The organism is Burkholderia sp. MSMB1588 (genome assembly GCF_001546925.1).
GTDB lineage: Bacteria > Pseudomonadota > Gammaproteobacteria > Burkholderiales > Burkholderiaceae > Burkholderia > Burkholderia humptydooensis.
The window spans coordinates 19,298-34,929 of the sequence record NZ_LNJS01000004.1; the positions used below are offsets into that span (position 1 = coordinate 19,298).

Genomic DNA, 15,632 nt, shown 5'->3' on the forward strand with positions numbered 1-15,632 from the left:
TCATTCGCCCCGGCCGCGCGGATGCGCCCGACGCGTCCGGCCGAGTGATCGAAGGCTGAGGGAGACTCGCGGGCGACTTCGGCGGCAGCGGCCGCACCGGGCTTTCATGTCCGCCGGGCCGCTCGCCGCTGGAGGCGCCGGAGACGACGCACCGGCGGCGAGCTCCGGGATGAGGCGGCTAGCGGTCTATCCGGCAGTGCCGCAGCAGCGCGTCGAGGCTCGGCGCGCGGCCACGGAAGGCGACGAACGAGTCGAGCGCGGGCCGGCTGCCGCCCGGCTCGAGCACTTCCTTCCGATAGCGCATGCCGGCTTCGCGCTTGCCCGCGTCCGCGCGCTCGGCGCAGGCTTCCTCGACGGCCGCATACGCATCGGCCGCGAGCACCTGCGCCCATTGATAGCTGTAATAGGTCGCCGCATAACCGCCGGAGAAGATGTGGCTGAATGTGTTCGCGCTTCGCGCCCGCCGATCTAGCGGCGTAAATTCATATTTTTGATAAATTTCATGCATCGTGTTTTGCATTGAATTGACTGATTCTATTGATTCGCCGGAATGCAAAGCGATATCGAGCATCGACAGCGCGATCTGATGGGCCATTTCAATGCCCTGGTTGAAATGACGCGCCGCGAGCATGCGCTCGAACATCGCGTCCGGTAATGGCTCGCCGGTGTCGACATGGGCGCTGAGCGTGGAAACGACCTCCGGATCCCAGCAGAAGTGCTCCATGAATTGCGACGGAAATTCGATTGCATCCCATTCGATGCCGTTCGTGCCGGATATCGCGCTTTCGGCCACGCCGGTCAGCATATGGTGGAGACAGTGGCCCATTTCATGGAACAGCGTCACGACCTGATCGAACGCGAAGCACGCGGGCATGCCGGCGGCGGGCGCGGCCACGTTGCACATCAGATAGGCGACGGGCGTGCGTATCGCGCCGTCGGCGCCGGTGCCGCGCGAGCGGCCGCTCGCCGCCCACGCGCCTTCGCGTTTTCCGTCGCGCGCATACAGATCGAGGTAGAGATGCGCGACGGGTTCGCCGCGCAGGGTCTGGAGCCGGTATCGGCGCACGTCCTGATGCCACACGCTGCCTTCGTCGGCGCGGATCCGGATGTCGAACAGCGTTTCGACGAGCGCGAATAGCCCGCGCAACACCGCGTGTTCGGGGAAATAGCGGCGAACGTCCTGCGTCGAAACCCCGAAGCACCGCTCGCGCATGCGCTCGGCGACGAACGCGATGTCCCAGGGCTGCACGTCGGCGAGGCCCAGCTCGCCGCGCGCGAACGATTGCAGCGCCTGCCACTCGAGGCTCGCCTTAGGGCTCACTCGCCGATGAAGGCGCTCGAGAAACGCGCGCGCGCGCGCCGGGGTGCGCGCCATCTTGTGTTCGAGCGACATCTGAGCAAAATCGCGATAGCCGAGCAGCGCGGCTTCCTCGCGCCGCAGTTTCAGAATTTCCGCCATGACGGGCGCGTTGTCCCGCTGCGCGGCGTCGTTCGCGCCCGCCGCGTCGAATTCCGACGCGCGAGTCGAGCGCGCCCGATACATTTCCTCGCGCAACGCGCGGCGCGTCGAGAACTGCATGACCGGCTGGTAGGACGCGAAATCCAGCGTGAATTCGAAGCCCTCGGCCGCGCGTCGGGCGGCCGCCGCGCGCGCGTAGTCGGGGATGCCGTCGAGCTCCTCGTCTGTCGTCACGATGCGCGCGAACGCGCGGGTGGCGTCGGCGATGTTGTCCTGGTACACGGCGGCGAGCTGCGCGATGCGCTCGCGCAGCTCGTTCAGCCGCGCTCTCGGGCCCGGCGGCAATTCGGCGCCGGCGAGCCGGGCGTCGCGTATCAGGTTCCGCACGACCTGGCGCCGCTCGGGCGAGAGGGCGCGAAAGCCTGCCGACGCGGCGACCGCGCGATAGCGATCGAGCAGCGCGCCGTTTTGCCGAAAGCGCGACAGCGCCGCTGACACCCGTCCCGCACACGCTCCGTACGCGGCGCGCAACGGCGCGCAATCGCGCACCGATACGAGATGCGCGACGGCGCCCCACGCATAGTCGAGCGATTCGAGCGCGAGACTCACCGGCTCAATCACATTGACCCAATTCGGCGACAAATTTTTTGCGCTGGCACGCGATATCGCGTTATCGAGATCAATCAGAAGCGCGTCGATGGCGGGGCGCACATGGAAATCGCGAATTGATTCAAAGCGGGGTAATTGAGAACGATCCAGAAGGGGATTGGCTAATGTTATCTGTGTCACGAATCCGCTCCTCTTTCAATGTCACTGAACGATAGCGATGATTGTATGAAGACGCAAGGAGTGCGATACGTTGCTTTACCTATTAGTTCTTGCAGTTACTGATGCGAAGGGGCCAAGTTATGCTTTTCGCGAAATAATTCAACGAATTCAATAGCCGGAATTCGATTTCGTCACGCAAACTTCAGGAATGCCGCATGCTCCAAGCTGTCAATGACACATTGCCGCTCACGAACAGCCAGATGGCAATGTGGTTGCAATGGAAATACGCGCCTGACGACCCCGCCTATAACAATCCGCTGCTTTTCGAGCTCGACGGAGATATCGATGTCGAGCGGTTAAAAGATGCATTTGCCGCGGTGGCCGATGCGCATCCGGCCATTCGCATGCGCTTTATCGAGCGCGCGGGCGTGCCGCTTCAATACGGCGCATCGCATCCGCACGGGCCGCTCGAATTCATCGATCTGTCGGACGTCGAACCCGCGGCGCGCGCGCCGCGGATCGACGCCGCAATCGGCGCCTGCCTGCTCGAACCGTTCGATTTGCTAACCGAGCCCGTCTACCGGTTCGTGCTGGTGAGGACTCGGCCGCGCGGCTATCTGCTGGCGCTGAACATCCACCACATCTGCGTGGACGGCGCATCGGCGCTGATCCTGCTGGACGACATCTCGTCCGCCTACGCCGATCCCGCCGCTTACGCGGCCGCGTCGGCCGCGCGCACGGGCGAGGGGTTCGGCGACGTGCTGGAGGTTGAGCGGCGGCGCTGGGCGGACGGCGTTCATGCGCAGGCCGAAGCGGCGTGGCGCGCGCATCTGGCCGATCGGGTGTGCAGCGTCGAGTTCGGCAAGCTCGCCTTCGACGGCGAGCGTGCGGCGGGCGGCGGCGCGGGGCAATATCGATGGACGCTGCCCGATACGCTGCCGGCGAAGATCAAGGCCGTCAACCGCCTGACGCGAACGACGCCGTTCGTCATCCTGATGAGCGCGTTCGGCGTGCTGCTGCACCGCTATCTGCAGCAGGACGCGCTCGCGATCGCCTATCCGGTCGATACGCGGCCTTCCGGGTTTGCGCGGATTTTCGGCTCGTTCATCAATTTCGTGCCGGCGTTCGTCGACGTCTCGCCGGACCTGACGGCCGGCGCGCTCTTCGACAAGGTGCGCGAGCAGCGGCGCCAAACGAAGGCGATCGCGGATTTTCCGCAGGTCGATCTGATGCGGCTCGCGCGGCGAACCCTGGCTGACGCGGCTTCGCCGTGCCTCAACGTGGCGCTCGTGCCCGCGCGTTTCGCGCTCGATTCGCTGAAGCTCGGCGGCGTGCGCGTCGAGCAGCGGCACTTTTTCACCGGTGCGGCGAAGCAGGATCTGGCGCTGCTTTACGACGGCGACGAGACGCTGAGCCTGATCCTCGAATACCGGCACGGCTTGCTGAACGAAGCGATCGCGCGCCGGATGGCGAGCGACTTCAACGTCATCGTCGAGCGGATCGTCGAGCGGCCGGATCTGCGCCTCGGCGATCTGACGCTGTCGGATCACCGCGCGTTCGCCGAGCGCTACGCGACGCTCGCCGACGCGGCGCCCCGCACGCCGGCCCTCGAGGCGATCGAGCGCGAATGGCGCGAGCAGCCCGAGCGAATCGTCGCCGGCGAGCCGGGCAACGCGGTGTCCGCCCGGCAGTTGCTCGATGCGTCGAACCGCGTCGCGCGCCGGCTCGCGGCGGCGAACGTGAAGCCGGGCGAGCGCGTCGGCGTGCGGATGGACCGCGGCGGGGCGCTGCTGGCGGCGCTCGTCGGCATCTGGAAGCGCGGCGCGGTGTACGTGCCGCTGCCGACGGATCTGCCGGGTGCGCGCCGCGTGCACATCGCGGACGACGCGCAGCTTGCGGCGTGCCTGCATCGGGCCGAACCGGCCGACCCGACGCCGCGCGACCTCGTGCTGGCCGACGACATCTTCGATGCATCGGACGCCGAAGCGCTCGCCGACGTCGCCGTCGATCCGGACAGCGTCGCATATCTGATCTACACGTCGGGCTCCACCGGCGCGCCGAAAGGCGTCGAGGTGACGCATCGCAATGTCGCGAGCTTCCTGCTCGCGATGGCGCGCGCGCTGCCGATGGGCCGCGACGATCGCCTGCTCGCGACGACGACGATCGGCTTCGACATCTCGCTGCTCGAGTTGCTGCTGCCGCCGACGGTCGGCGCGGCGGTCATCGCGTGCCCGGAGCACATGCGCATCGATGCGAAGGCGCTCGAACGCGTGATCGCCGACGAGCGCGTCACGTGGCTGCAGGGCACGCCGTCGTTCTTCAACGTGCTGCGCGCGGGCGGCTGGCGCGGCGACAAGCGCCTGAACATTCTGTGCGGCGGCGAGCCGATCGACGCGTCGACCTACGGCTTCCTGCGCGAGACGTGCGCGGCGGTCTGGCAGGTCTATGGCCCGACCGAAGCGACGATCTGGTCGACGATCGCGGGGCCCGACGCGGATGGCGTCGAGGGGCTGGGCGAGCCACTTCGCAATACGACGCTTCATCTGCTGGACGCGCACGGCCAGCAGGTGCCGCGCTTCAGCAAGGGCGAGATCTGCATCGGCGGACACGGCGTCGCGCGCGGCTATCGCCATCGCGCCGCATTGAGCGCGGAGCGCTTCGTGCACGTGGCCGGCGCCGGCCGCGTCTATCGGACCGGCGACTTCGCGTTTCGCGATGCGCACGACCGACTGCGCTTTCTCGGGCGCGAGGACGGACAGGTCAAGATCCGCGGCTTTCGGGTCGAGCTCGGAGAAATCGAACGGCAGATCGAAGCGCTCGGCGGGGTTCGGAAAGCCGTCGTGCTCGTGCAGCGCGCGACGGCCGCCGAGCCGACGCTGATCGCATGGTGCGAGCCGCATGCGGGCCGCGCGCTCGATGCCGATGCGCTGCGGGCGGCGCTCGCCGATGCGCTGCCCGCCTACATGACGCCCGCGCGGATCGAGCGGATCGATGCGTGGCCGCTCAACGCGAACGGCAAGATCGATCGCGGCGTGCTCGCCGAGCGCGCGAGCGCGCCCACGCGCGCGCCGCAGGCGCCGCCGCTTGAGCCGCGCGATTCGGTCGATCCGCTCGTGCCGACGTTGCAGGCGATCTACGCGGACGTGCTGCATCTCGATACGGTCGACCCTCGCGCGACGCTGATGTCGCTCGGCGGCCATTCGCTATCCGCTGTGCGGATCATCGCGCGGATCCAGCAGCAACTGAAGGTCGACGTCGGCCTGGAAACGTTCATGGCGAATTCGAGCGTCATCGGATTGATCGGCAGCCTGCGAGCGTCGGACATGCCGGCCGACGGCGGTAGCGGCGGCGAAGTCACGCCCGGCGGCGACGAGCGTTCGTCGCCGCCCGAAGCGGCGCACGCGGCCTCACGCATGAGCGATACCGCGCGCCGGCCCGCGACAGCGGCGAGTGCCACGCCCCCGTCGGAGTCGAACGCCGCATCCGGCTCCGCGCCGCACGTATCGCCGCGGACGCTGCAGCCGTCGGCGAGCGAAAAGGCGCTGTACTTCCTCGACAGCGTTTCGGCGGTGAGGCAGACGTACAACATCCCGGTGGGGCTGCATTTCCCGGAGGGCGTGAACGCCGACGCGCTCGAGCGCGCGCTGCGCCACGTGCTCGACACGCACGGCGCGCTGCGCGCGGCGTTCGAGCCGACCGCCGACGGACTGGTCAAGCGCATGGTTCCGACGCCCGCCGGCACGCTGATCGCGCGCCACGCGCCGACCGATCTCGCGACGCTTGTGCAGACGTTGAACCGGATGCTGCGCGAGCCGTTCGAGCTGCACGAAGGGCCGCTGATGCGCGCGCATCATTTTCCCCTGGAGGAGGGTGGCGCGGCGGTGTTCTATCTGTTTCACCACATCATCGTGGACGGGATCGGCTGCGGCAATTTCCTGAGGGAACTGGCGGGCGCGTACGAGGCGCTGGTCGGCGGCATGGAGCCCGGCGGCGACGGCGCGTCGTCGGGCGACGGCAACGACAACAGCAACGGCGATCGTCCGACGAACGCCGCCGCGCGCGTCGACGAACTCATCGAGCGATTCGGCATCGTCGATCGCGTGCTGAACCTGCCGTATCGCGCGCCGTTCCCCGAAGTGCGCACGCTCGCGGGCGACAGCCTTCCGCTCGAGATTTCCGCCGGCTTGCGCGCCGAGCTCGACGAATATTCGCGCGCCGCGGGCGTGCCGCTCGCGACGCTCTTCCTGAGCGCGTTCGTGCTGACGCTGCATCGCCTGAGCGGCGATCGAACCGTCAACGTCGGGCTGGCGACGATGAACCGCACGCCCGAGACGCTCGGCAAGATCGGCCTCTATACGAACACGATCGTGCTGCCGGTCGACATCGAGCCGGCAGACCGCCTGGGCGACTTCGTCGACCGGGTGACGGCTGCGCTGTTCTCGATCTACGGCTATGCCGACGTGCCGTTCGAGGAAGTCGCGGGCCGCCTCGTCGAGTATGCGTCGCTCGGCCGAACCCCGGTTTTTCAGGCCTTTTTCAACTTCATCGATCGCTCGATGTACGCGTTCTCGATGGCGGGGCTGCCGGTGCGGGAGATTGCGCTGCGCCCGACCGGCTCGAAGTTCGAGCTGTCGCTCGAAGTCAACGATTTCCGCACGCACACGCAAGTCTTCTTCGAATACAGCAAGGACGTGTTCGACGAGGCACTTGTCAGCGATATCGCGTCCGAATTCGTCCGCAGCCTGCTGGCCTGCGTGCGCTCGCCGGGCGACGCGGTCGAGCGGTTCGCCCTGACCACGCAATCTTGAGGAAAACATGGAACAGGTAGCACTGATTGGATCCAGACTGCGGCTGCCCGGCGCCGATACCGTCGATGCGTTCTGGCAGAACGTTCTGGCCGGCCGGGATTGCATCGATTCGTTGTCCGACGCGCAGCTGCTCGCGGCGGACGTCGATTCCGCGTTGTCGGGCCTGCCCGATTACGTGAAGCGCGCGGGCGTGCTCGCCGACGTCGACCGGTTCGATTACCGCTTCTTCGGTTACACGTTCCGGGAAGCGCAGGCGATCGACCCGCAGCAGCGCGTGCTGCTCACGCTCGCGCATCAACTGCTCGAGCAGGTCGGCGCGCCGAGCCGGGACGTCGGCGTCTACACGTCGGTCGGTTTCCCGCATTATCTGCTGAACAACCTGAGCACTCAGCCGCCGGGCCGGGTCGCGCTGTCGGACGTGGTGTTCGGCAACAGCGGCGATTGCGCGTCCACCCGCATCGCGTACAAGCTCGATCTGCACGGCCCGGCGATGTCGATCCAGTCGGGATGCTCGTCCGCGCTGATCGCGCTGCACAACGCGCGGATCGCGATTCTCACCGGGCAGTGCCGGATGGCGCTCGTCGGCGCGGCCGCCATCCGCACGCCGCAAATGGAAGGCTATCTGTACCAGCGCGACGGCGTGCTCGCGAAGGACGGCGTTTGCCGGCCGTTCGACGCGCGCGCGTCTGGCACCGTGTTCACGAACGGCGCGGTGGTGCTCGCGTTGAAGGCGCTGTCCGCCGCGCAGCGCGACGGGGACGACATCATCGGCGTCATTCGCGGCTCGGCGATCAACAACGACGGCCAGCGCAAATCGGGCTACACGGCGCCGAGCGTCGCCGGGCAGAGCGAGGCGATTCGGCGTGCGTACGAACGCAGCGGGATCGGGCCGGAGACGATCGGCTACGTCGAGACGCATGGCACGGGCACGGCGCTCGGCGATCCGATCGAGATTCAGGCGCTGAAGGACGCATACGGTGGCGATGCCGGCGCGGGCGGGGGCGCGCGCTGCGCGCTCGGCTCGACGAAGGCGAACATCGGGCACACGGACGTCGCGGCAGGGCTCGCGGGCGTGCTCAAGGCGGCGTTGTGCGTGAAGCACGCGGTCAAGCCGCCGCTCGCCGGGTTCGAGCGCGCGAACCCGAATCTGCCGCTCGACGGCTCGCCGTTCTATATTCCGAGCACGCCCGAGCCCTGGCCGAACGCCGAAGGCCAGCCGCGCCGCGCGGCGGTCAGCGCGCTCGGCGTCGGCGGCAGCAACGCGCACGTGATTCTCGAGCAGGCGCCGCAGCGGGATTTGTCGCGGTGCGTCGACACGGGGCCGCTGTTGATGTCCGCGCAAACGCCGCACGCGCTCGACGCGCTTGATGCGCAATACGACGATGCGCTCGCGCGGCAAGCGCTGCCGCGCGGTGATGCGCGCTACACATCGCAACTGTTCCATCGGCATCTGCCGGAGAAGCGGGCGTTCGTGTTCGACGCCTCGGGCGGGCGGCGCCGCGTCGCGCCGTCGGGCGACTGGCGTCACGCACATGCGGCGTTGCTGTTTCCCGGCCAGGGCACGCAGTATGCGGGCATGGGCCGCGCGCTCTACGTGCGCGGCGGGCAGTTCCGCGCGACGTTCGACGATTGCGCGGACCGCTTCGTGCGCGAAGGCTGCGCGGACCCGCGCGAGCTGCTGAATGCGGACGATGCGCGCATTCGCGACACGGCGGTTCTGCAGCCCTACCTGTTCACGCTCGAATATGCATTGGGCGCGACGCTGCTGGCGATGCGATTGCCCGTCGCGGCGGCGATCGGCCACAGCCTCGGCGAATACGTCGCGGCGACGCTCGCCGGCGTGTTCGATCTGGCCGACGCGATCGCGATCGTCGCGATCCGCGCACGCATCATGAGCCGCGCGCCGCGCGGCGCGATGCTCGCGGTGCTGGCCGAAGAAGTGCGGGTCACGGCGTTCCTCGACGAAGCGCTGTCGCTGTGCGCGGTCAACAGCGATACGTCGTGCGTCGTCGGCGGCACCGAGCAGGCGATCGACGCGCTCGCCGCGCGGCTCGCCGGCGCCGGGCTCGCATCGGTGAGATTGCAGACGTCGCACGCGTTTCATTCGCACCTGATGGAGGCGAGCAGCCGCGAATTCGCGGCGGCGTTCGACGGCGTGCCGCTGCGCGCGCCGCGCTTTCCGATCGTCTCCAATCTCGACGGGCGCGCCGACTTGTCGGAGCGCTTCGCGACGGCCGGTTATTGGGTCGATCACCTGCGTCGTCCGGTTCGCTTCAACGACGGCCTCGCGACGCTGGCTTCGCTCGTGCCGTTCGGCGCGTGGGTCGAGGCGGGGCCCGGCAAGTCGATCGCCAACACGCTCGCGCGGATGCCTCTCACCGAGGTGGCCTGCCTGTCGACGATGCTGCCCGGCAGCGAGACGGCGCTGTTCGACACGCTGGCCGCGCAATGCTGGGCGAACGGCATCGAGATCGATTGGACGCCGCTCTACGGCGACACGCGCGGCAACGTCGTGCCGCTCGTGCCGCATCCGCTCAACGAGATCTCGTGCTGGATCGACGCGCCGGCGAAGCGGGCCGTCGCCGACGAGGCGCCCGAATACGAGAAGCAGGGCGACATCGATCAATGGTTCTACGAATACGACTGGGCGCCCGTGCAGCCGGACGGCGAAGCCGCGCCGGAGCATGCGGCGGCGCGGGCGCCGATCGCCGATTCGGTTCTGCTGATCGGCGACGCGAGCCGCGATGCCGCGCGGCTCGCCGAGCGTGTCGCGCAGGATGCCGAATCGTTTTTCGTCGTGGACGGCGCGCATCCGCAGGCACTGGACGGGGCGCTCGCGACGGTCGCGGCGCAGGCCGCGGCGAAGCGCGTGCGCATTTCGCGCGTGTTGATCGTCGTGCCGTCGCGGCGCGGCGGCGCGGATACGCAGGCGGACGGGACGCGCGACGAATCCGGCCGCGCGCTCGATGCGATGCTCGCGATGCAACGCACGTTCGATGCGCTGCGCAACGCGCTGCCGGGCAAGCTCGACGTCGCGCTGATCGCGTTTTCCGGCGCGCGCGGCGACGGCGGCGAGCCGTCGGTCGCGAGCGCATGGATCGACAGCTTCGCGACCGTCGTGCATCAGGAATTCTCGCGGGTGGTCTGCCGCGCGGTTCATGTCGATGCCGCGTCCGCCGCGGGCGAGGCCGACGATGCCGCCGCGCGCCGGTGCACGATCGATTCGCTCGCCCACGCGTGCCTGCGCCATCCCGGCCGGTTCCTTCGGATTCGGGACGGCCGGTTGATCGAGCGCGGGCTCAAGCGTGGCGGCGCGCGCGCGGCGAACGCGTACCCCGCGCCCGATGTGCCCGACGCGACGCCGAAGTCGCCCCGAACCGTGCTGGTGGTCGGCGGCGCGGGGAACGTCGGGATGATCTACGCGACGTTCTTCTCGACGGTCGTCGGCGCGGACGTCGCGATCGTCAGCCGCCGCGCGAGCGCGTTCGCCGACTCGCTGCGCGATCCGTCGGCCGCGACGGACCGCGCGCTGCGCCGCCGCAAGGCGCTGTACGAACGCATGGTCGCGGCCGGCGGGCGGATCATGTTCGTCGATGCCGACGCCACCGATCCGCGGCAGCTCGAGCGCGCCGCGCGATCGGTCGCCGACGCGTTCGGCTCGCTCGATCTCGTCGTCCATGCGGCGGGCGCGCCCGCCGACATGCACTACCGGACGTTCGACGATACCGACGTCGCCTACCTGGATGCGCTCGTCTCGCCGAAGCTCGACGTATGCGCGAACCTGCACGCGCTGACTCGCTCGCTGCGCATTGCGCGCGTGATGATCGTGTCGTCGATTTCGGCCACGCTCGGCGGGATCGGGCTGTACGGCTACGCGGCGTCCCATTCGTTGCTGAACGCGTATGCGCAATCGGCGAGCAGCGCGGCGTGCCGCTGGACCGTGATCGACTGGGACGCGTGGGAGTTCTTCAAGGACACCCGCGACGAGGCGAACGACGACGTGGGCATCGATCACTACGCGATCAGCGAGCAGGAGGGGTTGTCGGTGCTCGAGCGTCTTCACGCGCTCGGCTGGCCCGCGCACATCGTCGTCGCGAGCGGCGACCTGATCCAGCGCTATCGCAACTGGGTGCTGTCCGAGCGCGACGACACGCTCGCCGCGGCGCAGATCGTCGCGCCGCGCCCGCTGCTGAAGGACGAGCTGGTCGCGCCGCGCACCGGCACCGAGGCGGCGCTCGCGAAGCTGTGGAGCGAGTGCATCGGCGTCGAGCCGGTCGGCGTGCGCGACAACTTCTTCGAGCTGGGCGGCCATTCGCTGATTGCGCTGAAGCTCGTCGACCGGATCAATCAGACGCTCGACTGGGATCTGTCGGCGGTCGACATGTTCAAGTTCCCGACGATCGAACGCCTGGCCGACGCGAACGCGGCGCACGCGCCCGACGACGCGGGCGATGCCGGCGCACCGGACGGCGCGGGTCACGATGCGCGCGACGACGCCCCGCACCCGCCGCCGGCGCAGCCCGATGCGGGCGCGCATGCGGATCGGCGTCGCCGCCACTACTACCAAAGCAGAAAACACAGCATGGAGTCGAAAAGTGAATAATCTTGACGTCGCGATCATCGGGATGAGCGGTGCGTTTCCGGGCGCCTCCGATGTCCGGGAATTCTGGCGCAATCTCGAGGCCGGCCGTTGTTCGCTGGAGCGCTACACCGAGCAGGAACTGCTCGACGCCGGTGTCGATCCCGCGCATCTGAAGTCGCCGCAGTACGTGCCCGTCGGCGGGCGCATGCGCGACATCGAATGCTTCGACAATGAGTTCTTCGGCATCAGCAATCACGACGCGCGGCTGATGGACCCGCAGCAGCGCGTGTTCCTGCAACTCGCATGGCATGCGTTCGAAGACGCGGGCTTCGTGCCGGGCGCGCATCCCGGGCGCGTCGGCGTGTATGCGGGCGTGAGCCTGAACAGCTACCTGCACACGATCGTGTTCCGGTCCGACGAGGTCGATCTCGACCGCGACGGCCAGAGCATCCTGTTCGGCAATCTGAGCGACTATCTGACGACGCGGCTGTCCTATCTGCTCGACCTCAAAGGGCCGAGCGTCAACATCCAGACCGCGTGCTCGACATCGCTCGTTGCGATCCACGAGGCGTGCCAGGGCCTGCTGAGCTACCAGGCGGACGTCGCGCTCGCGGGCGCGTGCTCGATCAACGTGCCGAACACGCGCGGCTACCTCTACAGCCAGGACAGCTTCTTCTCGCCGGACGGCCGGGTGCGCGCGTTCGACGAACAGGCGGCGGGCACGGTGTTCAGCAACGGCGCCGGGCTCGTCGTGCTCAAGCGCCTGGAGGATGCGCTGCGCGACGGCGATCAGATCTACGCGGTGCTGAAGGCGAGCGCGGTCAACAACGACGGCTCCGACAAGGTCGGCTACGCGGCGCCGAGCGTGTCCGGGCAGAGCGCGGTGATCCGCGATGCGCTGCACGCGTGCGAGATCCGCCCCGAGCAGATCCAGTATGTCGAGACGCACGGCACGGGCACGTCGCTCGGCGATCCGATCGAGATCGCCGCGCTCACGCAGGCGTACGCGGGCGAGCGACGGCGCGGCGCGGCCATGCGGCACGCGACGTGCGCGATCGGTTCGGTGAAGACGAACATCGGGCATATCGACGTGGCGGCGGGCGTCGCCGGCGTGATCAAGACCGCGCTCGCGCTGCGGCACAAGACCCTGCCCGCGTCGCTCGGCTTCGAGAAGGCGAACCCGCGGCTCGGCCTCGAGAGCGGCCCGTTCTACGTCAACGACCGCACGCGGCCGTGGGCGTCAGATACGCCGCGCGTCGCGGCCGTGAGCAGCTTCGGCATCGGCGGCACGAACGCGCACGCGATCCTCGAGGAGGCGCCCGCGCGGGAGCCGCTGCCGGCGGCGAAGTCCGCCTACTGCCTGACGCTGTCGGCGCGCACCGCGTCCTCGCTGGAGGCGCTGCGCGCGAGCTATCTGATGTTTCTGAACGGCGGCGATCTGCCGGCGTTCGCGGATCTCTGCTTCACGTCGAACGTCGGGCGCAAGCCGTTCGCGCATCGGATCGCCATCGCGGCGAGCGACGCGGCGGACGCCGCGCGGCAACTCGCGGCCGCGGCGGCGACGGCGAGCGACGGACAGCCGCATCGGATCGTGGTGAGCGCGCAGGCGGACGACGCGAATGCGACGTGGCAGGCGATCTGCGGCGGCGACTTTGATCCGCGCGAGCCGCTGTTCGAGGCCGCCGATCGCTTCAGCGCCGCGGAGCGGGTGGCGGCGTACGCGGTCCTGCTCGTCGCGCAACTGCGGCGGCTCGGGCTCGCCGCCGCGTTGCAGCGGCCCGCGCAGCTGCCGGAGAGCCTCGTCGAGCGGCTCGCGCCGCAGCAAGACGATCCGCTGCGCCTGCTGATCGCGGAGCCGCCCATCGAAGCCGCGCAGTCCGACTATCCGCTGACGCTGTCCGCCGCGTGCGAGCTGCGCATCGGCTCGGCCATCCGCGCGCTGGGCGCGCCGTCGCTGCGGGGGCGCTTCGTCGCGGAGCTGCTCGCGGCCGGCTGGGCGGCCGGCGTGCCGGTGGACTGGGCGTCGTTCCACGCGGACGAGGCGCGGCGCAAGACGTCGCTGCCGGCGTACGCGTTCGCGAAAAAGGTGCTGTGGCTGTCGACCGCGACCGAGGCCGAGCGGCGCAACCGCAAGATCGAAGACATCGGCCAGTGGTTCTACAAGCCGACGTGGCGCGAAACCGCTGCGCTCGCCGCGCGCACCCGGCGTGCGGACGAACTGGCCGATGCGAACGTGCTCGTCTTCAGCGCCGACCGGCTCCATCGGCTGAAAGCGGGCTGGGCGCTGGCCGCGCAATGCCTGTATGTCGTGCCGGGCGCCGAATTCGGCCAGTTGAGCGATGACACCTATTGCATCGATCCCGCCTCCGAGGACGATTACCAGCGCCTGATCGAGGCGCTCGTCGCGCGCGGACGTCTGCCGCGCCACGTCGTGCATGCGTGGCTCGCGGCCGAGGCCGCGTGGGACGGCACGCCGGCGAACTTCGCGAACTGCCAGGCGCTCGGGCTGTTCAGCCTGATTTTCTTCGCACGATCGCTGAACCGCGTGACGGTCGGCGGCGCCGCGTGCTCGATCGTCGTCGCCGCGTCGCAGATGGCCGCGCTCACGCCGCAGGAGGCCGTGAACCCGGACAAGGCGACGGTGCTCGGCATCAGCCGGACGTTGCAGAAGGAGTATCCGCTCATCGATTGCCGGGTCGTCGACATCGCGGCGCACGAGCTGTTCGACGCGACCGACTCGGCGATGCAGCTCGGCCTCGAATTTCTCGCGCCGCTCACGCCCGATAACGAAATCGTCGCGCTGCGCGGCGGGCGCCGCTGGCAGACGGCGTATCAGCGCTTCGCGGTGCCGGCCAGATGCGAGCCGCAGGTCCGCGCGTCCGGCGTCTACGTGATCTTCGGCGGGCTCGGCGAGCTCGGGCTGAACGTCGCCGGCTATCTCGCGAGCCGCGCGCCGTGCACGCTGCTGCTCGTCAATTCGAAGCGCTTCGTCGCGCGCGACGAGTGGGCGGCATGGATCGACGAGCACGGCGCCGATCACCCGTACTCGAAGAAGATCGGGAAGATTCGCGAGATGGAGCAGGCGGGCGCGACGGTGCTCGTGCAGCAATGCGACGTCGCGGACGCGGCGCGCGTTCACGCGGTGCTCGACGAAGCGCGCGAGCGGCATGGCGAGATCCATAGCGTGATCCACGCGGCGGGCCGCGTCGAGAACGGCATGATCGACAACAAGGACGTGCGCCACTTCGCGACGGTGTTCGAGGCGAAGGTCTACGGCACGTACAACCTGCTGTCGTACCTGAAGCGGCACCCGGTGACGAAGGTCATTCTCTGCTCGAGCATGAACTCGATCATCGGCGGCCTCGGGCAGATCGACAACGCGGCGGCCAACGCGTTCGTCGACGCGCTCGCGCAAACTCCGCTCGCGGCGTCGCTCGGCGACATCTGCTCGACCAACTGGGGCGCGGTCAACGCCGAGCGGCTCACGCGCCCGAACGTGCTGCCGCAGTTCGCGGACCTGAGCCGCGAGCACATGCGCAACCACATGACCGAGCGCGAGATCGCGGCGGTCTACGACCGGATCCTGCACTGGAACTTCGGCCCGCGCCTCGTCATCTCGACGATCGATTTCGATTCGGTGCTCGAGCACTGGGGCGAAGTGAGCAAGGTCACCGAGCTCGCGCGGCTGCGCCACGTCGCGGCGGAGGCGGGCGAGCGCGCGCCGGAGGACGACGGCTACGCGTATCGGTCGGAACTGCATCGGTTCGTCGAGACGAGCTGGGCGCGCATTCTCGGCGTCGCGCACGTCGACTGGGACGGCGTGCTGCTCGAGCTGGGCGCGCATTCGTTGAGCGCGGTTCAGTTCGTATCGATGATCAAGGATCGCTACGACGTCAGCCTGCACGCGATGATCATCTATGAGATCCGGACGTTGGGACTGCTGGTCGAGCACATCGAAACGAAGCTGCTCGAGAAGGCCGCTCAGCTTGAAGTCAGCCAATAACGCCATGAACCC

Annotated in this window: 4 protein-coding genes; 3 read left to right on the forward strand and 1 reads right to left on the reverse strand. The window is 68.6% G+C overall.

What is annotated here, in order from left to right; translation table 11 throughout:
* Positions 1 to 178 precede the first annotated feature (178 nt).
* Positions 179 to 2,248: a M3 family metallopeptidase gene (locus WS92_RS29660; RefSeq protein ID WP_061083911.1), complete on the reverse strand. Its 2,070-nt coding sequence runs from the start codon at positions 2,246 to 2,248 to the stop codon at positions 179 to 181.
* Positions 2,249 to 2,442: 194 nt separating this feature from the next.
* On the opposite strand from WS92_RS29660, the gene WS92_RS29665 reads away from it, so the two are divergent.
* From WS92_RS29665 to WS92_RS29675, 3 genes are read left to right on the forward strand one after another with little or no spacing between them, the layout of a single operon-like run.
* Positions 2,443 to 7,035, forward strand: coding sequence for a non-ribosomal peptide synthetase (locus WS92_RS29665; protein ID WP_059934199.1), 4,593 nt, complete (start codon positions 2,443 to 2,445; stop codon positions 7,033 to 7,035).
* A 7-nt stretch (positions 7,036 to 7,042) separates the two neighbouring features.
* A complete protein-coding gene (locus tag WS92_RS29670) occupies positions 7,043 to 11,638 on the forward strand; it encodes a type I polyketide synthase (RefSeq protein ID WP_059934197.1) in 4,596 nt (1,531 codons plus the stop codon).
* A complete protein-coding gene (locus WS92_RS29675; protein ID WP_059934195.1) occupies positions 11,631 to 15,620 on the forward strand; it encodes an SDR family oxidoreductase in 3,990 nt (1,329 codons plus the stop codon). Before WS92_RS29670 ends, WS92_RS29675 begins: the two co-directional genes overlap by 8 nt.
* Positions 15,621 to 15,632 lie beyond the last annotated feature (12 nt).